We start from the raw sequence: 21,183 nt of genomic DNA on the forward strand, positions 1-21,183 counted from the left end.
GATGCCGTGTGCGACGCGCATGCGTCGTGAAGAGTCCCAGTCCCTGGTAGCCGGAATCGGCGAGGATCCCAACCCCAGGCGCATCGGCCAGGGTCTCGACCAGCTCCAACTGGCGGGCGTGGGTGGGGTTCGGTGAGCGCTCCGTGGGCGGGCCGGTCCGGCTCCTCGCCGTAGCCCCCTTAGAAGGCGACCTGATTGCCGTTCGCGGCCACCTCCTTGGCCATGCGTCGAGTCGGCGGGCGTCAGCCTGCTTGCCCTGCCCGACGGGGCCCTTCCCGGCCGCCGCCGGGTCGTCGGGCGAGAGAGCAGGATCTACGTCCAGGCCCAGCCGTGCTCCGCACGGGGGTTGTTCGGCCTCGGCAGCTGAATACCCGGCGCTGGAGGCCCGTGTTCCGCCCGGTTGTCAACTATCCGACGCCTTGGCTCAGGTGCTGATGGGGGAGGCGAAGACGACGGTGATGTCCACCGCCTCGGCGGCGGTGCGGTAGAAGTGCGGTGCGTCGCCGGCGAAGGCCAGCATGTCGCCGGGGCCCAGGTCCTGCGGGGCATCGACCGGTCCGGCGGTCACGTGCCCGGTGGCGATGAGCAGGTGCTCGATCGTGCCGGTGGCGTGGGGGACGCCGGTCACCTCCGTCTCGGGCGGGATGCGCAACCGCCAGATCTCCAGGCTGTTGCCACTGCTGATACGGCGCAGCAGTTCCCGGGCGACGTCGCCCGGTTCGGCGGGCGTGCCCGGCCGGTAGACCGGCCCGGTGTCGGCGTCGCGCGCCAGCAGGTCCGCGATCGGGATGCGTAGCGCGACGGCGATCGCGTCCAGGGTGTCGATCGTCGGGTTGCCTTTGCCCGCCTCGAGTTGCGACAGAGTGGCCTTGCTCAGGCCGGCGCGCCGGGCCATCTCCGCGGCGCTCATTCCGCGTTGCTGACGGCGCAGTCGGATCTTTGCGCCGACCGCGGCCGCGGTACTGCTGACCGGCTGTCGGCCGGAGCCGGACGGCGCGGCCATCAGTGGCTCCGGTGGGTGGCGGAGTAGGACACGCGGACACGGCCCTTCTTCACCTTCAGCGTCGGCAGGACCACCTCGGCCAGATCGCCGAGGCTGCGCACATGGGTGCCCCCGCACGGCGCGCAGTGCAGGGCGCCCAGGTGCACCACGCGCCGCCCCTCGCCCTCGTACTGCGCGAGGACGGGCAGATCGTCGGCGATCGCGGCGGCCACCGCGTCCCGCAGAGCGGCGGTGGCTTCCTCGCGCCCTTCCGGGTCGGCCAGCCGGGCGTCCGGCTGCGGCGCTTGGAACTCGATGCGGGCCTGACCGGGGAAGTGGTTGCTGCTGAGCATCACCCACCCCTGAAGGCGTCCGGCCGCCTCGACCAGGTGCCCGGCCGTGTGCAGTGCGGCGTGCGTCATCCGGGCCTGCACATCGATCCGCGCCCGCACCTCCTGCCCCACGGCGAGGATCGGCAACTGGCCGCCCTCGGGCGCCAGCGCCACGATCAGCCCCGACTCCCGGTCCCGGACCGGGACGACCTCCACATCGTCCAGCCAGCCCCGGTCGGCGGGCTGGCCGCCGCCCTGCGGGTGGAAGAGGCAGTGCTCGACGGCAGCCCACGGCGCACCGTCCCGGTCACCTACGGCGATCACCCGCGTGTCGGCCTGATCCAGATAGGTGTCGTCCAGGTACGTGGCGACCTGGACAGCTCCCCGAACGGTATCGATTAGATGAACCATGTGTTCACTATAACGAACGAGCGAGCATGGTGAACACAGCGTTCAGTAAAATGAACCAGTGCCGCTCGACATTACCCCTCGCCCTCGGCCAGACCTTTCCGGGCCCGGCGCCTACGGGTATGTGATGAACATCGGCTTCACTGCCTGACTCGTGCGTTGGACGGCTCATTGCGCCTGACGCATCAAGGCCGGGGAAGTTGTTCGATCATGGCGGCAGCGGCATGGGGCATGCCCGAAGTGTGTATCAGCTTCAACGCTTATGACCGGCGGAGATACCGGTGGCGGAATGGTCTCGTGATGCTGGCCCTCACCGGCGCGCCTGTGGCGGGGTGAGTGGCGGTGAGCCGTTGACGCTCTTGACCACATGCTCATGAGCCCTGCTCCGCTGCTACGTCCGACGGCTGGCATCCAGGAGATTCCAGGGTGGAGACGACCACGGCCACGGCCGTCGGCCCTGTGCTACGTTCGGGCCGCAGGGGACCTCATGGATCAGACGTCGCAGGCACGTGACGAGTTGGATCTGCTGGGCCGGTCGCTTCGGCGACAACTGGTCGCGCTGATCACCGATCTGACGGTCCGCGTCCACCTGCGTCGGCTCTCGCTCGACGAGCCGAAGATCGCTAGCTTTCAGCCACTCCGCCACCACTATGCAGCGGAATATCAAGGCAAGCGCCCCGCGACCACCACCGCTGCCGAGACAGCCGCACGCGCGACGTCGGCCCTCCGCTCGGCCGGTTGGAACGTCACGACGTCGCAGGAGGACGACGACGGAGTGCTGTGGACGGTGATCGCAGCCCACCGGGACGGCAGCCATATCCACGTCCTGACGGGCAAAGCCACACTGACCGTCGTGTTCCGGGGACGCACGCCGGAGCGGGCGCTCTGACCGTCGCGGCCGACGCCCAAGACCGAAGAGAAGCCCAAGATGCAGAAGTGACGTCAAGCGGTTGGGAGTCGGCGAGCTTCCCCACCCCCAGGGCGCTACTGGAGCCGCGAAGGCCCGGCTCTCCGGGCCGTGTGTCGGAAGTCCGATAAGTTGGCCGGCGTGGTTGGGCGAGGTCGGAGCTATCGATATGTCGAACCGGTCGAGTTGAAGGCTGCGGTCCGGCCTGGTGACGGCGGGCGTCGTATCGGATCCGCGGCTGACTTCGACGGCTGGATCGTGGAGCAAGCGATGGTGGATCTGGTCGAACCTTTCACCTTCGTGGTCGGCGTGGACGGTGTGCTTCGGCTGGCGCCGTGCCGGAGCGAGCACGTGGCCTGCGCCGACGGAGACATGGTCCTGAGCGCTGGTGAGATCAGCTTCATGCGCGAGGCAGACCGGTGGAACGTGAGCGAGGTCAGCAATCACTCCACCGGCTACTGCCCGGATGTCACCTCCTGGGCGGAGGTCGCCCGCGCCCTGGACGCTGCAGCCGGGGCCGGTAGAGCTCCCCGACCACCGCAGTCCAGAAATCGTCGTCGCTGAAATCGGTCCCGCTGACGAGATCGTCGAGCATGTTACGTCCGACGAGTTCAGGCAGCACTTCGCTCAAGGCCCTCCCGCATCGTCGCTTCTTGTGGATCACTCACGAGGGAGCTGGTTGTCGATGCGGCGCGGGAGAGGCCTGGGCATGAGGAAGCCGTGTTACCGGTCTTCTTCCTGGGGCGAGAATTGGATCGGGTACGACACCGTCGGCTTCGGCTTCTTCGGCTGCTCCCACCCGGGAAAGTGCACGGGATAGATCGCCGTCGACTTCGGTCTCGGGTGCTCCGCGCCCGGGCCTGACCGTGACGCCGCGCCGTCCATGCTGCTGCCGGCACCCACCGCGACCACAGCGACACCGACGAATATCGCCATCTCCCGGCGCGCGCCCGCCGCCCAGCGTGAGTACCCACGGACCTTCGTCCCGTCCGCCCGTACGTACGGTCTGACCCAAGGCATGCAGCCTCCCCCCCCGGTGCAACTCCCGCTGAACTGTCTGGTGGCAACCACTACTGACGAAGAATCAGGAAAGCCCAGCGCACGGCGATCACGTAAGCGAGGTTCAAGCCAGCTCAGGTCACCGATACCGGCCCCGGAACGGGAGAGGCCGGAGGGTATGTGTCAGGCGGAGCGGATCACCTTGAGCCTGTTGGACGGCGCACATCACGGGGCGGACTGGCCGGCCGGCATGTTGTGGTTGCCCACCCATAGATCCGCGGCCGGGACGAGCGCCTCGGCGCTGGTTGTCCGTTTGCGGGGTGGTGGATGCCAGTGGGGGGGGGCTTCCCGGCGGGCGCAGGGCGGGCGTGATCAGTCGTTCCGCACCGCGTACTTGGCCAGCTTCGATTGCAGCCCGGCTTTGGCCGCCGGCCACTCGTCTGCGAGCATCGAGAAGTAGACGCTGTCCCGGAAGGTTCCGTCCGGCCGTTGCCGGTGTCGCCGCAGGATGCCTTCGGGCTGGGCCCCGAGGCGGGCGATCGCAGTCCGCGACCGATGGTTCATGTGGTCCGTCTTCCACTGGACCCGTCCCATGCCCAGTTCCTCGAAGGCGTGTGTGAGCAGCAGCAGCTTGGACTCGGTGTTCACGGCCGAGCGCCAGTGGCGCCGTCCGTACCAGGTCCAGCCGATCTCCAGTCTCTCGTTCTGCTCGCTGACGTCCAGGTAGGTGGTCCAGCCGATGGCGCGGCCGGTCTCCAGCAGTACGACTGCGAACGGCAGGGCGACGAGTTCGTCGTCGAGGACGTCGTCGAGTTTGGCGCCGAGTTCCGCCTCGGTCGTGGGTGTCGGGCCGCCCTGCCACCGCCACACCTCGTCGTCGTTGCCGCCGGCGGCAAACAGATCGCTGAGATGGCCCCGCGTCAGCGGTTCGAGACGGACGTGGGTGCCGGTCAGGGTCACGGGCGTGGGCGTCTTCGCTGTCATGATCGACACTTTAGGGGCGCGTTTACACTAGGGGCAACCGATGATTGCACTAGTGCAAAACCGAAGCAAGCGCGGGGGTATTCGTCGCTACAGTCGCTTGGCTCAGTAGCCCTGGATGCTCGTGCAGTTGACCGGCGCACAGTCCGTCGAGGGCAAAGAGTGGGGTGGTACGGGCGCCGGCCACGTGAGAACCACGCCGCTGTCAGTGGCCGATGCGATGATCACCGCACTTTGACGCGAGGAGATCACGATGGGTACTTGGGATATCGGCCCGTTCGAGAATGACACGGCCGCGGACTTCGCCTGCGCCCTGGACGAAACCGCAAAGGACAAGCGCGAGGCTCTTGTGCGGGCGACTCTGATTCGCACCATCCAGACCCGGGACTACCTCGAAGGTCCGGAAGGGGAGGAGGCCGTAGCGGCCGTCGCTCTGATCGCGGCACAGTGCCCGGGCGGTGAGCCGATCAGCACAAGCTATGGGCCCGACGAAGCCCTTCCGATCTTCGCCGACGATCTTCAGCCACTTGCTGTCGAGGCACTGGACCGTGTCGTTGCCGAGGAGTCCGAACTCGCCGAGCTTTGGGACGAGACACCTGATGGCTCGAGGTGGCGGCAGACCGTCAGCGGCCTTCGCGCCGTCCTCGCACCCGAGCCCACCATGCAGGAAGACTCGCTGTTCGATGCCTAGGGTCTGTCCTTTGGGGGCGTGCGTGAGATCGGCGTGCTCGTGATCGAGTCTTGGGTGATCAGCGACGACGGCCCTGCCTCTGTTTCGTCGGCGGGGGTGGTGGAGGCTCTTCGGTCGAGGATCGACAGCGGGCAGCTTGAGACGTGGCTGACCAGTTCGTCCGGACGGTTGCTGGCCTTCGTGACGAACACCGAGCGAGCGATGGTGGTGCTGCTCGAAGGCGAGGGTGGTCCCGGCGAGCATGCCGCGGACCCCGGAACTACGGGGGCGAGCGACGGGTTCATCCTCTCCAACGGGCAGGGCGACGAGTATCCGGATGAGGACACCGTCCCCATCCGTGAGGCATTTTGGCTCGTGGAGCACATCGTTGGCACGGGCTCCTGGCCTGCGGGCGCATGTTGGGTGGTCGATGGTTGAGCGGGCTGTCGCCGTGCCCGGATGAGGATCGCGGCGAGGTGGAGCGCGGTCTGCTGGGCGAGGGCGAGTTTGTCGGTCCGCATGGCCGGGGGTAACCGTGGTTCCGGCATGGGCGATGGCCATGTGGCCAGTGACGAAGGGGATCCCGGGTGCAGCCCCGGCGGCTCCGGATGCGTTGCCTCCGGAGAGCAGCGTTCCCCATCGACGTCCAGTGCCTGTGCCGCGCGGTGGGGCCGGTTTAAGTGGTGGATCATTAGTTTTGAACGCGTTCAACTCTTGGTCTAGGCTGGTCCGAGAGGAAGGAGGGGGAGTCGATGAAGATAGTGATTCCGGGCGGCACCGGACAGGTTGGCGCTGTCCTGAAACGCGCACTGGCCGACGCCGGCCACGAGGTCGTGATTCTCACCCGACATGCCAGGCGCGAGGGCGAGGTCCAGTGGGACGGTCGGACCCTGGGGCCGTGGGCGGCGGAGGTGGACGGCAGCGACGTCGTCATCAATCTGGCCGGACGCAGCGTGAGTTGCCGATACACGGCGGCCAATCTGCAGGAGATGATGGACTCCCGGGTCGACTCCACCCGAGTCGTGGGCGCCGCGATCGCGGACGCTGTCCGACCGCCCCGCGTCTGGCTGCAGATGAGCACCGCGACGGTGTACTCGCACCGCTTCGACGCCCCGAACGACGAGGTCACCGGTGTGATCGGCGGCACCGAACAGTGCGTGCCGAACTACTGGGCGTACAGCGTCGAGATCGCCAAAGCCTGGGAGCAGGCTCAGCAGCAGGCGGAAACGCCGGCCACGCGCAAGGTCGCTCTGCGTGCGGCCATGGTGATGAGCCCGGACCCCGGCGGGGTCTTCGCCGTCCTGCTGGGACTCGCCCGCCTGGGCCTCGGGGGCCCGGTCGCCGGTGGCGCACAGTACGTGTCGTGGATCCACGAACACGATTTCGTGCGCGCGGTGGAGTTTCTGATCGACCGGGAGGACATCACAGGGCCGGTGAACCTGGCAGCTCCGCATCCCCTGCCGCAGCGCGCATTCATGCGCGCACTGCGCTCCGCGTGGGGTGTGCCGGTGGGTCTCCCGGCGACCAAGTGGATGGCCGAGCTCGGCGCGTTCGCTCTGCGTACCGACAGCGAACTGCTGCTGAAGAGCCGCCGTGTCGTCCCGGGCCGAATGGTCCAGGCAGGCTTCGACTTTCAGTACGCCCATTGGCCGCAGGCTGCGGATGAGCTGGTGCTTCGGGTGCGAGAACGGGGCGGGCGAGGTTCCGTGCCACGTCGGTGAACGGATCCGGGACGGTGGGGGTAGCTGCTGGGAGCAGCACGACAGCCCGGCGGGCCGAACGCGGAGAGTGGCCTGGGCATCGGGGCACCGACTGCGCCTCGAGTGCAGCGAGGGTGCGACACCCCCGCCCTCCTTGGCGAAGGCCAGGCGAAGAGTCGCGCCCCGCGGGGCCCGGCGCAGCCTTGTGTACCGGCGGCCGGCCGCGGCCGGAACCCGTGGCCGCCGTGCTGTTGCTGGTCTGCACCCGAGGCTCGGATCAGTCGCTGTCGGGCGGCGGTGTTCTGTCCTGACGCAGGGCATTCCAGAGGGTGTCTGCGGCGGGTCGGTCCGCTGTCACCCGGTTGGGGTCGCGTGGATTGGGGCGGACGGGCAGCGTGCGGAAGCGGACGGCGTGCGGGCCGACGCGGTTCACGTCCCGGGCGAGATGTGTCAGCGCGCGCACTGAGCCGAGGTCCGTGTCGGTGGTGAGGGCCGATGTTGCGGCGTCAGCGGTCTTGTACAGGCGCACGGGGTCGCTGAACAGGCGGTCGGAGTGGAGCTGTTCGACCAGGGCGGTGAGGAATCGCCGCTGCAGGCGTATGCGTCCCAGGTCGCTCCCGTCACCGATTCCGTAGCGGGTGCGCACCAGGGCGAGTGCCTGTTGGCCGTGCAGTGTGTGCGTGCCCGCGGTCAGGTCGAGGCCGCTCCTGGGGTCGTGGATGTCCTGCTCGGTGGTCACGTCGACACCGCCGATCGCGTCGATAAGCCGCTTGAATCCCGTGAAGTCGACCTCGATGACGTGGTCGATCCGCACATGGCTCATCTGCTCCACCGTTTTGACGGTGCAAGCGCTGCCGCCGACGCTGTAGGCGGTGTTGAACATGGCGGCCCCGTCCTCGGGCGTGCTGCCGCCGTCGGTGCGGGGGCAGGACGGTCGGTGGACGACGGTGTCCCGAGGGATGCTGACGACGGTGGCGCTCTTCCGGTTGCCGGCGACGTGGACCAGCATGGTCGTGTCGGAGCCGAGGCGGGCGTCGAGGTCGGTGGTGGCGAGGTTCCTTTCGAGTCGCTGGTAGGCCGCCCAGAGGCCGTACCCCTCGTCCTCTCGGTCGCCGCCGAGGCACGCACCGCGGGCGTCGCCGGGGTACCGGCCCGGCTCTCCCGCCTGCTGTCGAGCCTGTTGGACAACGCGGCCAAGTTCAGCCCGCCCGGCCGCCCCGTCGAGATCACCCTCACCTCGGCCCCGGACGAACTCGTGCTGACCGTCCGCGACCACGGCCCCGGCATCTCCGACGAAGACCTTCCCTATGTCTTCGACCGCTTCTACCGCGCCCGCACCGCCCGAGCCCTGCCCGGCTCCGGCCTGGGTCTGGCCATGGTCCGCCAGATCGCCCACGCGCACGACGCCGAACTCACGGCTGAGCACGCCTTCGGGGGAGGCGCGCAATTCCGCCTCAGAATCCCGACTCGCACGTTCCGCTCGTAGGACGCCACACGAGCGGTACACGCCTACGGGCATCACGCCCCTCCAACGAGCACGCCGATGGCCTTCCGCGCCGAACACCAGAGGCATCGAGCGCCTCCGCACCGCGGCAAGGGGTGGCTCCGACGCCTGAGGGGTGATCATGTCCGGCAGTCTTCTACGCCGGCCGGGCCGTCCGGTACTGGACCAAGGCACGAACCGCAGCCGCCCTCCACGTCAGTTCCGTGCAAGCACGTCAGTTCCGTGCAAGCAAGACAGAGATCTCCCGGGCCGCGTCGCGTGCGGGGCGGCCGACCCCGATCAGGGTCGCTGACGCGGGCCCGGTCCAGTCTCCGTAGCCGAGCAGGTGCAGGCGGGGTTCGTGGAGCGCGCGGGTGCCCTCGGTGGCGATGTGACCGCGGCTGCTCCGGAGACCCAGCGGGGCGAGGTGGGAGAGGGCGGGGCGGAAGCCGGTGCACCAGATGACCGCGTCGGCGTCGGCGCGGGTCCCGTCGCTCCGGATGCCGCCGTCGCGTTCCAGGCGGGCGAACATCGGTGACGCGGTGAGCAGGCCGGCGTCCCGTGCTTGTCGTACGGGCGGGACCGCCACGATGTCGCCGAGCGAGGCGACGCCGCCCGTGTCGGCGCGGCCCGCGTCGAGGGCGCGGCGGCGGGCGGTGGCGGCGTCGAACAGGGCGCGGCCGTCGATGTCGTCGGCCAGGTAGCGGGGTGGGCGCTGGGTCGCCCAGGTCACCTCGGCGCGGCCGTCCAGGGCCAGGTCGGCGGCGATCTGGGCGCCGGAGTTCCCGCCGCCCACCACGATCACGCGTTGCCCGGCGAAGTCGGCGGGGGAGCGGTACTCGACCGTGTGCAGCTGCCGTCCCGCGAAGTCGGTGCGCCCGGGAAGCGCGGGCAGGAAGGGACGCCACCATGTCCCGGTCGCGGAGACCACGGCGCGAGCCGTCCATTCCTCGCCGTCGGTCTCGACGCGCAGCAGCGCCCCCGCGCGGTGAACTCCCAGCACGCGGACCGCACGCTGCACCGGGAGCTCGTAGCGCTTCTCGTAGTCGCGGAGGTAGTCGATGACGTGCGCTGCGCCCGGATACTCCTGTCCCTGCTGCGGCGGCATGAGCCGGCCGGGCAGGGAGGAGAACGCCGCGGGCGAGAACAGGTGCAGGGAGTCCCAGGTGTGCTGCCAGGCGCCGCCGGGCGTGGCCTGGGAGTCCAGGATGACGAAGTCCAGGTTCAGGCGGCGCAGGTGGTAGCCGGCGGCCAGGCCGGCCTGGCCGCCGCCGACCACCACCACGTCCGCGTGCCGCGTCACGGGGCCGCCGTCACCGCGTCGGCGGCGAACCTCTTGCGCCAGGCCAGGGCCACGTAGACGAGTCCGATCAGGACCGGGACCTCGATGAGCGGGCCGACGACTCCGGACAGGGCCTGGCCGGACGTGACGCCGAAGGTGGCGATGGCGACGGCGATGGCCAGCTCGAAGTTGTTGCCGGCTGCCGTGAACGCGAGGGTCGCGGTGCGGTCGTAGGCGAGGCCGAGTCCCTTGCCGAGCAGGAAGGTGCCGAAGAACATCACGGCGAAGTAGACCAGCAGCGGCAGGGCGATGCGGATGACGTCGACCGGCTGTGAGGTGATCGTCTTCCCTTGCAGGGCGAAGAGGATGACGATCGTGAACAGCAGGCCGTACAGGGCCCAGGGGCCGATCTTCGGCAGGAAGTCGGACTCGTAGCGCCCGCGTCCCAGCTTCTTCTCGCCGAGGCGGCGGGTGAGGAAGCCGGCGACGAGCGGGATGCCGAGGAAGACGATCACGTTGAGCGCGATGTGCCAGACGGAGACGTCCAGGCCCTGGCCGTCGCCCAGGCCGAGCCACTGCGGCAGCAGGTCGAGGTAGAACCATCCGAGCAGGCCGAACGCGAACACCTGAAACACGGAGTTGAGGGCGACCAGGACCGCTGCCGCCTCGCGGTCGCCGCAGGCCAGGTCGTTCCAGATGATGACCATGGCGATGCAGCGGGCCAGGCCGACGATGATCAGGCCGGTGCGGTAGGCGGGCAGGTCCGGCAGGAAGATCCAGGCGAGGGCGAACATCACGGCAGGGCCGACGACCCAGTTGATGACCAGTGACGACAGCATGAGTTTCTTGTCGCCGGTGACCGTGTCGAGTTTGTCGTAGCGGACCTTCGCGAGCACCGGGTACATCATCACGAGCAGGCCGATGGCGATCGGCAGCGAGATGCCGCCGATCTCGACCTTCGCCAGGGCGTCGCCCATGCCGGGGATCAGACGGCCGAGGCCGAGTCCTATGGCCATGGCGAGCAGGATCCACACCGCGAGATAGCGGTCGAGGGTGGAGAGCTTCCTGACGATCGAGTCGTTGCCGACACCGGCCTGTGCGGGTGCGGTGGAGGTCACGGGCAGGCCCTCTTGTTCTCGGCGGCGGTACGGGCGGACTCGGCGAGCTCGGCGAACTGGCCGGCGAGCCGGGCGATGACGTCCGGGCGCAGCTTGTAGTAGGTGAAGCGGCCGCACGGCTCGGTCTCCACCAGCCCGGCCTCGCGCAGCACCTTCATGTGGTTGGACAGGTTGGTCTGCTTGGCTCCGGTCTCCTCGACCAGGTGCGTCGTGCACAGCGTCTCGCGCGCCAGCAAGGTCACGATCTTGAGGCGGAGCGGATCGCCCAGCACCCTGATCACATCAGTGTCGACTGAAGTCAGCATGCGCTGATACTCTCACATCATTGCTCGCTGATACCAGCGGGGGCTGAAGTCATCGGCGGCTGGGTTCCGCCCTGCGACGAGAGAGAACGATCACCATGGCCGACAAGCCGTCCGTCCTGTTCGTCTGCGTCCACAACGCCGGCCGCTCCCAGATGGCCGCCGGATTCCTCGACCACCTCGCCGGCGACCGCATCGAGGTCCGCTCGGCGGGCTCGGTCCCTGGCGACCAGGTCAACCCGGCGGCCGTCGAAGCCATGAAGGAAGTCGGCGTCGACATCTCCGCCGCCACCCCGAAGATCCTCACCACCGAGGCCGTCCAGGCATCGGATTACGTCATCACCATGGGCTGCGGCGACGCATGCCCCATCTTCCCCGGCAAGAAGTACCTCGACTGGGCCCTGGAGGACCCGGCCGGCAAGGGCGTCGACGCCGTCCGCCCCATCCGCGACCAGATCAGGACCCGCATCGAGGCGCTCATCGCCGAGATCGACGCACAGCAGGAGGCGTAAGCACCATGGGGGGCAGCACCGACGACGTCCGCGACGTCATCGTCATCGGATCCGGACCGGCCGGATACACCGCCGCGCTGTACACGGCCCGCGCACAGCTGAAGCCACTGCTGTTCGGGAGCAGCATCTTCGTCGGCGGGTCACTCACGACCACCACCGAAGTGGAGAACTTCCCCGGCTTCCCCGACGGCGTCGACGGACCGGTCCTCATGGACAACATGCGGGCCCAGGCCGAACGCTTCGGCGCCGAGATGATCGACGACGACATCGTCTCCGTCGACCTGACCGGCGACATCAAGCAGCTCACCGATTCCACCGGCACCGTGCACCGTGCGAGGACGGTGATCATCTCGACCGGCTCCGGCTACCGAAAGCTCGGCCTGCCCAACGAGGACGCCCTCTCCGGCCGGGGCGTGTCCTGGTGCGCGACCTGCGACGGATTCTTCTTCCGCGACCGCGACATCGTGGTCGTCGGAGGCGGCGACACCGCCATGGAAGAGGCCACCTTCCTCACCCGGTTCGCCCGCTCGGTCACCGTCGTCCACCGCCGCTCCACCCTGCGCGCCTCCAAGGTCATGCAGAACCGGGCGTTCTCGGACGACAAGATCTCCTTCGCCTTCGACAGCGAGATCGCCGAGATCAAGGAGAAGGACGGTATGCTCTCCGGCGTTGTCCTGCGGGACGTGTTCACCGATGAGACCCGCGAGTTGGACGTGACGGGGCTGTTCATCGCGATCGGCCACGATCCCCGCACCGAGCTGTTCACCGGGCAGCTCGACCTCGACGCCGAGGGCTACCTCAAGGTGGACTCGCCCTCCACCCGTACGAACCTTCCCGGCGTCTTCGGTGCCGGCGACGTCGTCGACCACACCTACCGCCAGGCCATCACCGCCGCCGGCACCGGCGCGGCCGCGGCCCTGGACGCCGAGCGCTACCTCGCCTCGCGGACCGCCGCGCCGGTCACGTCGGAGACCGTCGCCGTCCCCGCCTGAACGGCGCGCTGAGGGAGTTTGGTCCGGTCTCATCGGGACGTCGTGAGACCGGACCGCACCTCCCCAGCCGGACTCTGCTCGGCGGGACCGGGCCAGTGTTCCGGTCCGGACGACGCCGGCGCCGAACCGGGTGCGCTCCCAGTCGGTGGCGCATTCGCCACCCGGTGTCTCCCCGAGCCGAACTGCACGCCCAGCTGGTGGCACAGACGGAAGCCCGTGGCGTTCCCCGCCAGGCATGCCGCAAGGGACGGGCCCGGGACACGTCGCGCGCACCCGGGCCCGTCCCGGATGGGTACAGGTCAGCGGACCTTCACGGAAGCGACCAGAGTGTTGAGGTCCGGCCAGAGCTTCTTGTTCGTCTCCGGCAGTACGACCCACAGCACCGAGGGGCGGACCCGCCCGGTGTCGACCACGAGGACCGCGTTCAGGTCCATCGTGGACGGCACCCCGCGTTTGTGGAAGTGGATCTCGCTGACCAGCAGCCAGGCGTCATGTCCGTCGACCTTCAGCGGCTGCGAGGCGACGTCGACCAGGACCGCCTGGTCGCGGGGGTACTCGTAGCGACGCCGCTCGTCCATCACCGCGCCCGCCACGCCCCGCAGTTCCCCGGTGCCGCCGGCCGCCGCCATGATGTCCTCGTCGACCTGCGTGGACTTCACGAGTGTGCGCTGGCGCCCCTCCTGCTTGCGGGTGAAGCCGTCGAAGACCGGATCCTGCGACTTGCTCCGGTCCCACGTGCCGCCCAGCTCCGCGTACTCCAGGGAGGAGTCGGTGACGGTGCCGATGACCGGCGAGCCCTCGCCCGGGTAGTCGGGCACCTTGACGGTCCCGGTGAGCCGCCGCTCCTCGGGCAGCGGGGAGGCGCCGGGGGTGAGAGTGGGCACTGGGATGCCGCGCTGCGGGGCGTCCGCGGTGCTGCCCGCGCAGGTGGCGGACGAGGAGTCCGGTGTGCTGTGCGCCTGTTGGACCACCTTGCCGCCGACCAGCACGGTGCACGTGAGAGTGCCCCCTTCCTGGTCCTCGCGGCTGGTGACGTCCAGATAGAAGTCGGCTCCCGCAGCCAGCTCGACGGTCTTGCGGTACGGCAGGATGACGTGCCCGTAGGAATTGTGGCTGCCGTTCGCCTCCCCGACGGTGAGGTTCACCGAGGGGTGGTCGCCCGTCGCGATGTAGGTGACCTCGACCCGCCGGGATTCCTTGTCCGGGGATGCCCCGTCGTCGCTCGGGTCGCCGATGGCCAGGACCAGGCCCATTCCGCCGAGCATGACCACCTCGAAGAGGATCACCAGGACGGCGACCACGTAGAACCCGCCCGGGATCCGGTCAAAGGTCTTCTTGCCGCGGCCGGAGTGGAACTCGCGTCTCGGCTGGGATGTCTGCGTCATGTCGTCCTGCCCCCTCACGCCCGGCCGCTGTCGCCGGACCGGCCACCGGCCGGCTCGTCGGCGAACCGTGTGGCCAGCAACCCCGCCTCCCGCGCCTCGTCCAGCACCCGGTGCAGGTCATGGAGCCGGGACCGGTCGGCGAGCCCCTCGATCTCGGCGACGGCCAGCTCGTCCCGCACCGTATTCACCACCAACTCGTGCATGTCCTCACCGAGTTGCTCCAGCTCTCGAACGGCCTCCCACTCGCGGTACGCCGCGTCCGCCGCGCGGGTGTTCTCGGCATACCGCTCCAGCGCCTCCACCCGCTCCTCCAGCGCGCTCGACGACAGCCGCAGCGCCTGCCGCTGAGTCCGCAGCACCTGCTCCACCCGCGAGCCGGAGGCGTCCCCGGCAGCGGTGCGCACCTTCCGCGCCAGCCGGGTCAGCTCGGCCAAGCGCTGGGCGATCTCGTACTGTTGGGCCGGCAGCGTCACGTCGTTGGCGATGTCGTCCAGCAGCCCCTCCCGGTCGACCTGCGACTCGAGTACCGCTGTCACGGCGGCCTGGGCGCGCTCCATCCGGCGCAGCGGCGAGTGGCCCAGCAGTTCGCGCAGGGAGTCGTCGCCGAAGTCCTCGGCCAAGTAGTAGTGGCCGTGGCGCAGTCGGGCCACCCGCTGCCGCTCGTCGGTCCCGCAGCCGAGGACGACGATCAGCAGCCAGGCCAGCAGGTGAACACCCACGACGGTCAGGATGAACGCCTCGAACCCGAACTGGACCCCGACCCAGATCAGCCCCGCCTGCGCCGCGAGCCCGACGGCCAGGCCGGGCCACACGCCGATCAGCGCCCACAGGATCGTCACCGGCAGTAGCGCGCACACCGCGGAGACCCCCAGGGCCGTCCAGATGTCCGCCTTGGTACGGCCGCCCAGCCCCGGCTCCGCGGGCAGCGGCAGCGTGGCCGGGAAGAGTCCGTCGGCGGACTTCTCCAGCAGCGCGCGCTCCGTGTCCTCGAGGGCCGGATCCACCACCGGCCGCAGCGCAATGTTCTGCGCCATTCAGCAACACCCCCCACAGGTTGGGGGAGATCGTGACACACGCCGGAGGGGCTGCTCACGCCACCCCTGTTCCGGTCCGCCTCCTGAAGAGGGGCGAGTTGGTCTTCAGTGCCAGTGGTTCGGGAGCCTCCCTGCGGATGATCGTCACCGGACTCTGCAGGACAGGGGGGTGTGTTCAGCGCCGCTGTCGTCCTGACTGTGGTGCTGCCCTCGTCGGGTCTCGTTCCGGCATGAGGGAGCGGGCGGGTGCGGAGCGAACGGCAGCCCGGCTCGTCGAGGCGAGAGCTCGGTGGTTGGCGGCCGGAAGAACGGTCTGTTGGACCAGCGGGTGGCGATGGGCACCTTGCGTGGCGTGGCGAACGCGCACATCCAACGCTCCGAGCCTGCTGCCGGCTGAAAGTCCATGGCAGTGCAGCAGTGGGTCCGGCATCATCCCCGTGTGATGGTGATGCACCCCGTTCTGGAGATGTCCGCCGCCGACGACTTCGCGCTCTGGCCGGTCGGCGAGCACGAGGCATCTGGCTACCTCGTGCTGAACGGGGAGCTCACTCCAGCGGAGGTCGGCACGGCGGTTATGCAGATCGCCCACTGCAACGACTTCGAGCCGGACGAGGAGCACGGGCCGTGTCCGACGGACCCGCTCGGCGCGTTCCTGCACGGGCTGCTCACCCTGCCTGATCTGTTCGCCGCCGGAGGGTTCCGGGTGACTGAGAATGCCACTGACACCGTCTTCGTCGAGCCGGGCTGCTGCAACGGTCTGGAGACGTGGCGGGACTGGCTGGAGGTGCTCGACGGCACCGGTTTCTCCTCCTTCGGCCACGATCCGTCGTCGGTGGCCGAACGTGTCGGCGACATGGTCCGCCTGTCGTTCGACGTTTACGGGCCGGACGGCAGCCCGGTGATCGAGCTGCCGGTGGACGAGACACGCAGGCTCGTCGCGGGTGCCCGGCAGGATCTGCAGAACTTCCTCGGCCTTGCCGGAATCTGGGCTGAACAACACCTGCCGGCACACGCCGCCACCGTCACCGCCGCCCTGGCACGGGCACTGGACCTGGCGCCCGCACCATGACCAGCTTCCTGACCCACCGAGCGCACGTGCACGACGCCCGTCTCCCCATCCGCCGGCGGCACAGCGCGCTGCGGACTTGCATCACCCTCTTTGCTCCGTACGGCTTCCGGGCGACGTACCACCACCTCACGCTCAGCGCCGCGATCCCTCCGCGGCTGGAGGCGGACCCGGACGCGCTGGTGCGGGCGGTCGAGGAACTGCATGAGGCGCGGGTGCTGTGGCTCGCCCGAGCGGAGGAGTACGCCGCGCAACGCCGGGCGGAGAAGCGGGCGGGGCGGCGGGCTGTGGTGAATCCGCGCCCGTGGTGGCTGCGGAGGTGGTGGGAGGACCCGAACCGGGCCTGGTACGAAGACCCGTTGCGTCATCCGTCGCTGAGGCTGCCTGAGTACGTCCGGCGACAGAACGCGATTCTGGACGGCGCCGACCTCCCCGGCTGCCCCGCCTGCGGGGACGAGGGACCGCTGGTGGCCAACTCGACCGGGCACGGCTGGGTTGAGCTGTGCAGGGGATGCGCGTGGGTGCTGACGCCCTGTCCATGCGGACAGCGGCACCCATTCGTCCCGGAGACACCGTTCAAGTGGAAAGGGATCTGGGAGCGGGCGCACATGAGCGATGACGGCATGCCGAACCCACACTGGCCTGCGGACCAGCCGGTTGGACGCGGCAAAGGGGCTTGAGTGTGGCTGATCAGCTGGGTCGCGCCCGCTCCTCAGATCGTTGCCCGCCGCGCTGGTGATCGTTGCCCGGCGCTCCTCGTGGCGGAGAGATGTCACGGACACTGCGCCGCAGCCTGCACGAAACGTCACCGTCCTGCATGTCTCCTGGAGTTCGTCCTCGCAGGTGTGGAGGCGTCTCGTATCCTGGCCACCGCCATGTCAGGGGCAAGCGGGGGAGGGGCATGGAGCGGGGCAAGCTGATCGCGGACCGTTACGAGCTGAACGGCCGTCTGGGCCGGGGCGCGATGGGCGAGGTGTGGGCCGCCCGGGATCGCGTGCTCCACCGTGAGGTCGCACTCAAGCTGCTGGATCTCGACGGGATCGCCCACGCTGACCTGCCCCGGCGGTTCGAGCGCGAAGCGGTCGCCGCCGCGCAGATCGTCCACCCCAACGTCGCCGGCCTCTACGACCGGGGCATCCACGACAACGTGTTGTTCCTGGTCATGGAGAAGGTCGACGGCCAGACGCTCACAGCACGTCTCCAGGCGGAGAGCTCCTTCCCCCTCACGCGAGCCGTGGCCATCGCCAGCGGCGTCTGCGCTGCCCTGGAGGCCGCCCACCACGCCCAGGTCATCCACTACGACATCAAGCCCCACAACGTCATCCTCACCGGCGACGGGCTGGTGAAGGTCATCGACTTCGGGATCGCCGGGTTCGTCCAGGCAGCGTTCACCGTGGCGCGCTCCTCCCAACTGACCCCGGCCGGAACACCGGAGTTCGGCGCACCCGAGCAGTTCCTCACGGAACGCGGCGACGAACGCTCCGACCTGTACGCACTCGGCGGGATGCTCTTCGCGATGCTCACCGGCCGGCCGCCCTTCACCGGGCACAACAGCCTCGCGGTCGTGCGGCGCAAGCTCGACGAGGACGCCCCGTCCCTCGATGCGCATCGCGCCGGCCTGCCGCCCGAGGTGACCGCCCTCGTCGCTGAACTCCTGCAGCGTGATCCCGACCGGCGCCCCCAGACGGCACAGCAGGTCCAACAGCGGCTCCAGGCACTCCTGGAATCGTCCGCGGCAGCAGAAGCTCCCACCGCGGCGATGCCCCCGCCCTCGCGCACCCGCCCGATGGACGTCACGCCACACGCGCCCAGCCGGCCCGCCCCCGACTCCTGGAACCGCGCCTCCACCGACGAGACGCCGTTCACCGCGGACGCCCTGCTGCCGAAGCGCTTCACCAACGACTTGGACATCGAGTTCGCGCGGATCGGCGAGGAGACGCGCCCAGCCCAGGAAACGGGCCCCGACGACTGGGCCGGAGAACTCGTGCACCGCGACTGCACCGAAGTCATCGCAGCCGTCTACGCGGAGCAGCCCGGCCCCCACGCCACGCCCGAGAACCCCGTCTACATCTCCGTCCAGGTATTCGCGTTCCCCGATGCGGCGACGGCTGCGGGCGCGCACGGATACCTGGGAGGCGACGGGGGCCCGGCCTGGCGCCTCACTGTCTGGGAGCCCCGCGACGGGGGCGGTCTCCAGCCCTGTCCCGACCCTGACAAGGTCCATCGCAGCTTCCGATGGCGGTACAGCTATAGGGAGCACCGCTACCTGGCCGCGGCGCTGGCCTACCGCGCCGACCTCACCAACGATGGATCCATCGGTCCCTGGCTCCACGCAGCCGCCCGCCGGGCCGCAGTCTCCGCCGGGCCGCAGAACCATCACCCCTAACCGTTCCTTCAGATCCTCACGGTCGTCCTGTCTCCGGTCAGAGCGTGGCGATGTCGCCGGGCAGCGCGTTCACGGCGTCCGTGATCTCGGTGAAGTAGACGTAGCAGTCGTCGGACCCGCCGAGGGTGCCGCCGCTGTAGACGCCCTTGGCCCAGACCTGGCCGGCCCCGTCCACCGTGTAGACGGCGCCGCCGGAGTCCCCGTGATCGGTGCAGATCCCGGTTCTCCGGTATCCCTCCGTCACATTGCGGATGATTTCACCGGAGTCGTACCTGAGGGACATGCTCGCGTTCTGCACAGTCCAGTTGCACTGCTCGCCGGTCCTCGCGCCGCTGGTGCAGAACTTGTCGCCGTAGTACGACTTGCGGTTCCAGCGCGCTGTCACGTTGCGCCAGTCGCTGGAGTTCACTCCGTAGACGTACACGCGGGCGACGCTCGCCGCCTGGCCCGCCGGAACCTGGATCAGCGACAGGTCACCGCGGTCGTACGGGTCGTTCGGGTAGCGCACCGTACCGACGCCGTCGTTCCAGTTGTTGCTGATCGAGTAGCCCATGAACTGATTGCCGCTGGACCACGCGCCGCCACCGTTCGGCATGCAATGGCCGGCGGTGAGCATGCCGTGATAGCCGCCGGGGATGCGCCACGCGAACGCGGTGCTGCAGATGGCGGATGATTCGGACGCGTCGAACGAGGCTCCGCCGAGGAAGGGGCTCGTGTCGTTCTGCCGCCCGCCGTAGGCGGGCTGGAGCGGGCGCGCGCCCGGGGTCAGTTGGATGGCGATCCTGTCACTGCCGTACCGGCGGGCGAGTCCTGCGCGCAGTTGGGTGTCACGCTCCGGACCTGGACCACCACCCGGTTGTGGTCGGCCTGGATGCGCGACGCGTAGATGGCGTCCGCACCCGGTATCTGGGCGTTCGTCAGGCCGATGGCCTCGTCCTGAATGCCTGACAGGAGCGCCTTGCTGTTCGCCGCGCGCGGCACGTCCTTGCCCGCGGTGGCGGCGGCGCCGGAGGACGTGACGACGGGTGCGACCACGGTCTCGTTGGCCCGGTCGAGGTACGGGGGCGCAAACTCCGCGGGCTTCGCTTCGGCCCGCTGCTCGGCCGCGTAGAGGGCCTGGACTGCCTTGGCGGAGGGAGCGTCACCGGAAGGCGTGTCCTCGTTGAAGACCTCCACTCCGTCCGGCCCGGCCGGGGACACGATCGATGCCGCGGCCTTGTCCGCCTGCGCCGAGGCGGGGCTGAGGCCGATACCAAGAGTGAGAAGCGTGAGAGAGGCGGCCAACAGGGGTCTTCTGCGCAGCAGTAGAGATCTCTGGTGCGGGACGCGGACGACGGTGGTGGGGTAGGGGGCTTCGGCAGCGGTGGCCATAGATGTCCTCTCAGAAGGGTGATCGTTTCTGCGCCCACATGCTCGTTCTCCGGCACACACGGCGGAAGAAGGCACTGAGAAGTGCGCAAGTTGTCGCCAGGTGCGGAGGGGGAGATGTGGTCGGTGCCCAGGGGCTTGAGACCGCGCTCATCGGCCTCGGTGATGTGCTGGGGTTCCTGTCGACGTTCGCCGTCGGGCGGGTGGTTACCGCGGTGTGTCCGGGAGCCTGGTGGCGGTGCCGGATGTCGGCGTGCGTGTAGTCCTCTTGGGGTCCGCCTTGGTGAGGGTGCAGACGCCGTCCACACAGGTGCGTTCCAGACGACCGCGGGAGATGGTTTGTGTCAGGCCGACTGCCCAGCAGGTGGGGCAGCCGCGGAAGGCGATCAGGGCCAACGGGGCTGCCAGCAGGGTGACGGGGCCGAAGGCGGGCACCAGGGCGATCGAGCCGGCGATCAGCCCGAAGCCGATGGCGCCGCGTGCCAGATGGCGCGGGACGGATTTGCTGGCGAAGTTCGGCTGAGGTGCTGTGGGTTCTACGGCGGCCGGGCTGTTCGTGCGCTTCGCGGATGTGACCGTGTTCATGTTCGAGCCTCTCCTCCGGCTGCTTGATCGGTGGCTTGGTCAGCTGATGGGTCGGTCAGTGCGAGTGCGTGACGCAGTGCTGCACGGGCTCGGTGCAGCCGTGACTTCATCGCGGCGTTGCTCAGACCGAGTGACCGGGCGACGGCGTTGCCGGGCAGGCCCTGGAGGTCCCGCATGATGAGGACCTGCCGCTGGTCACGAGGAAGCGCACTCACCGCAGCCGCGATCCGTTCGGCTTCCATCCTGCGCAGTACTGCGTCTTCGGCGGACTGCTCGGTGCTCGTCTCCGGTTCGGCGTCTGCCGGGTCACTGCGTGGGACGAGGAGCCGTACGTGGCGGAGGCATTCGTTGCGCACGATGCGGAACATCCAGGAGGCGAGCGCGCCGGTGGCCCGGAGCGTGCCGATCTTCCGGTACAGAATGATCAACGCCTCCTGCGCCGCGTCCTCGGCGTCCTGCGGTGAGGCGCACAGCGATCTGGCGAACTTCCGCACATGAGGCTGCGATTCGATGACGACAGCGGTGAGCGAAGTGACGTCGCCGTCCTGAGCGGCCCTGATCAGCCGATCGTCCGGCCAGGGTGAGCGTCGTGTCATGTCTCCTACTCCTACGGAGGGCACTGTGCGTGAAGGTACTGGTCAGCCACGGCTCTTCTTCCAGCGCCTCATGAGGTGCACGCTGCACGCGGACA

The 21,183-nt window shown here is 69.1% G+C and carries 22 protein-coding genes and 2 pseudogenes; 11 read left to right on the forward strand and 13 right to left on the reverse strand.

Annotation, left to right across the window (positions count from 1 at the left end; translation table 11 throughout):
• Positions 1-424 precede the first annotated feature (424 nt).
• Together IAG42_RS35430 and IAG42_RS35435 are read right to left on the reverse strand one after the other, a co-directional pair.
• The gene (locus tag IAG42_RS35430; protein ID WP_188341028.1) at positions 425-1,003 is read right to left on the reverse strand and encodes a helix-turn-helix domain-containing protein; all 579 of its coding nucleotides are present in this window, start codon (positions 1,001-1,003) and stop codon (positions 425-427) included.
• On the reverse strand, positions 1,003-1,725 hold the full coding sequence (locus IAG42_RS35435; protein ID WP_188341029.1) for an alanyl-tRNA editing protein: 723 nt from the start codon (positions 1,723-1,725) through the stop codon (positions 1,003-1,005). The genes IAG42_RS35430 and IAG42_RS35435 overlap by 1 nt, the downstream gene beginning before the upstream one ends.
• 484 nt (positions 1,726-2,209) lie before the next feature.
• Here IAG42_RS35435 and IAG42_RS35440 point away from each other — a divergent pair, with 484 nt between their 5' ends.
• Positions 2,210-2,611 (forward strand): hypothetical protein, encoded by a 402-nt coding sequence (locus IAG42_RS35440; RefSeq protein WP_188341030.1) that lies wholly within the window; start codon positions 2,210-2,212, stop codon positions 2,609-2,611.
• Between the two features lie 159 nt (positions 2,612-2,770).
• Positions 2,771-3,139: pseudogene (locus tag IAG42_RS35445) on the forward strand (hypothetical protein); the annotation flags it as partial.
• Positions 3,140-4,000: 861 nt separating this feature from the next.
• On the opposite strand, the gene IAG42_RS35450 reads toward IAG42_RS35445, so the two are convergent.
• The gene (locus tag IAG42_RS35450; protein WP_188341031.1) at positions 4,001-4,612 is read right to left on the reverse strand and encodes a GNAT family N-acetyltransferase; all 612 of its coding nucleotides are present in this window, start codon (positions 4,610-4,612) and stop codon (positions 4,001-4,003) included.
• 250 nt (positions 4,613-4,862) lie between these two features.
• Between IAG42_RS35450 and IAG42_RS35455 the strand changes: the two genes are divergently transcribed.
• From IAG42_RS35455 to IAG42_RS35465, 3 genes are all read left to right on the forward strand, one after another.
• Positions 4,863-5,300, forward strand: coding sequence for a DUF4259 domain-containing protein (locus IAG42_RS35455; protein WP_188341032.1), 438 nt, complete (start codon positions 4,863-4,865; stop codon positions 5,298-5,300).
• An 18-nt stretch (positions 5,301-5,318) separates the two neighbouring features.
• On the forward strand, positions 5,319-5,717 hold the full coding sequence (locus tag IAG42_RS35460) for a hypothetical protein (protein ID WP_223206330.1): 399 nt from the start codon (positions 5,319-5,321) through the stop codon (positions 5,715-5,717).
• A 314-nt stretch (positions 5,718-6,031) separates the two neighbouring features.
• Positions 6,032-7,000 (forward strand): TIGR01777 family oxidoreductase, encoded by a 969-nt coding sequence (locus tag IAG42_RS35465; protein WP_188341033.1) that lies wholly within the window; start codon positions 6,032-6,034, stop codon positions 6,998-7,000.
• A 256-nt stretch (positions 7,001-7,256) separates the two neighbouring features.
• Here IAG42_RS35465 and IAG42_RS35470 read toward each other — a convergent pair whose 3' ends face one another.
• Positions 7,257-7,988 (reverse strand): LCP family protein, encoded by a 732-nt coding sequence (locus IAG42_RS35470; RefSeq protein WP_188341034.1) that lies wholly within the window; start codon positions 7,986-7,988, stop codon positions 7,257-7,259.
• A gap of 111 nt (positions 7,989-8,099) precedes the next feature.
• On the opposite strand from IAG42_RS35470, the pseudogene IAG42_RS38230 reads away from it, so the two are divergent.
• Positions 8,100-8,465 (forward strand): annotated as a pseudogene (locus IAG42_RS38230) (sensor histidine kinase); the annotation flags it as partial.
• Positions 8,466-8,697: 232 nt separating this feature from the next.
• On the opposite strand, the gene IAG42_RS35480 reads toward IAG42_RS38230, so the two are convergent.
• Genes IAG42_RS35480 through IAG42_RS35490 form a run of 3 tightly spaced genes read right to left on the reverse strand, consistent with a single transcriptional unit; the run spans position 8,698 to position 11,167 of the window.
• Positions 8,698-9,765: an ArsO family NAD(P)H-dependent flavin-containing monooxygenase gene (locus IAG42_RS35480; RefSeq protein ID WP_188341036.1), complete on the reverse strand. Its 1,068-nt coding sequence runs from the start codon at positions 9,763-9,765 to the stop codon at positions 8,698-8,700.
• Complete coding sequence (arsB, locus tag IAG42_RS35485) at positions 9,762-10,862, reverse strand: ACR3 family arsenite efflux transporter (RefSeq protein ID WP_188341037.1); 1,101 nt, start codon at positions 10,860-10,862, stop codon at positions 9,762-9,764. The genes IAG42_RS35480 and arsB overlap by 4 nt, the downstream gene beginning before the upstream one ends.
• Positions 10,859-11,167: an ArsR/SmtB family transcription factor gene (locus IAG42_RS35490; RefSeq protein WP_188341038.1), complete on the reverse strand. Its 309-nt coding sequence runs from the start codon at positions 11,165-11,167 to the stop codon at positions 10,859-10,861. The genes arsB and IAG42_RS35490 overlap by 4 nt, the downstream gene beginning before the upstream one ends.
• 95 nt (positions 11,168-11,262) lie before the next feature.
• Here IAG42_RS35490 and IAG42_RS35495 point away from each other — a divergent pair, with 95 nt between their 5' ends.
• Positions 11,263-11,676: an arsenate reductase ArsC gene (locus IAG42_RS35495; RefSeq protein ID WP_188341039.1), complete on the forward strand. Its 414-nt coding sequence runs from the start codon at positions 11,263-11,265 to the stop codon at positions 11,674-11,676.
• A gap of 5 nt (positions 11,677-11,681) precedes the next feature.
• A complete protein-coding gene (gene trxB / locus IAG42_RS35500) occupies positions 11,682-12,668 on the forward strand; it encodes a thioredoxin-disulfide reductase (RefSeq protein ID WP_188341040.1) in 987 nt (328 codons plus the stop codon).
• Between the two features lie 299 nt (positions 12,669-12,967).
• Here the strand turns inward: trxB and IAG42_RS35505 are convergent, their stop codons facing one another.
• Both IAG42_RS35505 and IAG42_RS35510 read right to left on the reverse strand, forming a co-directional pair.
• Positions 12,968-14,053, reverse strand: a complete 1,086-nt coding sequence (locus tag IAG42_RS35505) for a hypothetical protein (RefSeq protein WP_188341041.1) — start codon at positions 14,051-14,053, stop codon at positions 12,968-12,970.
• Positions 14,054-14,067: 14 nt separating this feature from the next.
• Complete coding sequence (locus IAG42_RS35510) at positions 14,068-15,087, reverse strand: hypothetical protein (protein ID WP_188341042.1); 1,020 nt, start codon at positions 15,085-15,087, stop codon at positions 14,068-14,070.
• Between the two features lie 403 nt (positions 15,088-15,490).
• Here IAG42_RS35510 and IAG42_RS35515 point away from each other — a divergent pair, with 403 nt between their 5' ends.
• The 3 genes from IAG42_RS35515 to IAG42_RS35525 all read left to right on the forward strand — a co-directional run bounded on the left by IAG42_RS35515 (position 15,491) and on the right by IAG42_RS35525 (position 18,539).
• Positions 15,491-16,156: a hypothetical protein gene (locus tag IAG42_RS35515; RefSeq protein ID WP_223206331.1), complete on the forward strand. Its 666-nt coding sequence runs from the start codon at positions 15,491-15,493 to the stop codon at positions 16,154-16,156.
• Positions 16,153-16,833, forward strand: a complete 681-nt coding sequence (locus tag IAG42_RS35520; protein ID WP_188341043.1) for a hypothetical protein — start codon at positions 16,153-16,155, stop codon at positions 16,831-16,833. Before IAG42_RS35515 ends, IAG42_RS35520 begins: the two co-directional genes overlap by 4 nt.
• A gap of 221 nt (positions 16,834-17,054) precedes the next feature.
• On the forward strand, positions 17,055-18,539 hold the full coding sequence (locus IAG42_RS35525; protein WP_188341044.1) for a serine/threonine-protein kinase: 1,485 nt from the start codon (positions 17,055-17,057) through the stop codon (positions 18,537-18,539).
• A 37-nt stretch (positions 18,540-18,576) separates the two neighbouring features.
• On the opposite strand, the gene IAG42_RS35530 is transcribed toward IAG42_RS35525, so the two are convergent.
• From IAG42_RS35530 to IAG42_RS35545, 4 genes are all read right to left on the reverse strand, one after another.
• Complete coding sequence (locus IAG42_RS35530) at positions 18,577-19,155, reverse strand: chymotrypsin family serine protease (RefSeq protein ID WP_188341045.1); 579 nt, start codon at positions 19,153-19,155, stop codon at positions 18,577-18,579.
• A 149-nt stretch (positions 19,156-19,304) separates the two neighbouring features.
• Positions 19,305-19,910, reverse strand: coding sequence for a hypothetical protein (locus IAG42_RS35535; protein WP_188341046.1), 606 nt, complete (start codon positions 19,908-19,910; stop codon positions 19,305-19,307).
• A gap of 204 nt (positions 19,911-20,114) precedes the next feature.
• On the reverse strand, positions 20,115-20,492 hold the full coding sequence (locus IAG42_RS35540) for a hypothetical protein (RefSeq protein WP_188341047.1): 378 nt from the start codon (positions 20,490-20,492) through the stop codon (positions 20,115-20,117).
• Entirely contained in the window at positions 20,489-21,088 is a 600-nt protein-coding gene (locus IAG42_RS35545; RefSeq protein ID WP_188341048.1) for an RNA polymerase sigma factor, read from the reverse strand. The genes IAG42_RS35540 and IAG42_RS35545 overlap by 4 nt, the downstream gene beginning before the upstream one ends.
• Between the last annotated feature and the right edge of the window lie 95 nt (positions 21,089-21,183).

Source organism: Streptomyces xanthii (assembly GCF_014621695.1).
Taxonomy (GTDB): Bacteria; Actinomycetota; Actinomycetes; order Streptomycetales; family Streptomycetaceae; genus Streptomyces; species Streptomyces xanthii.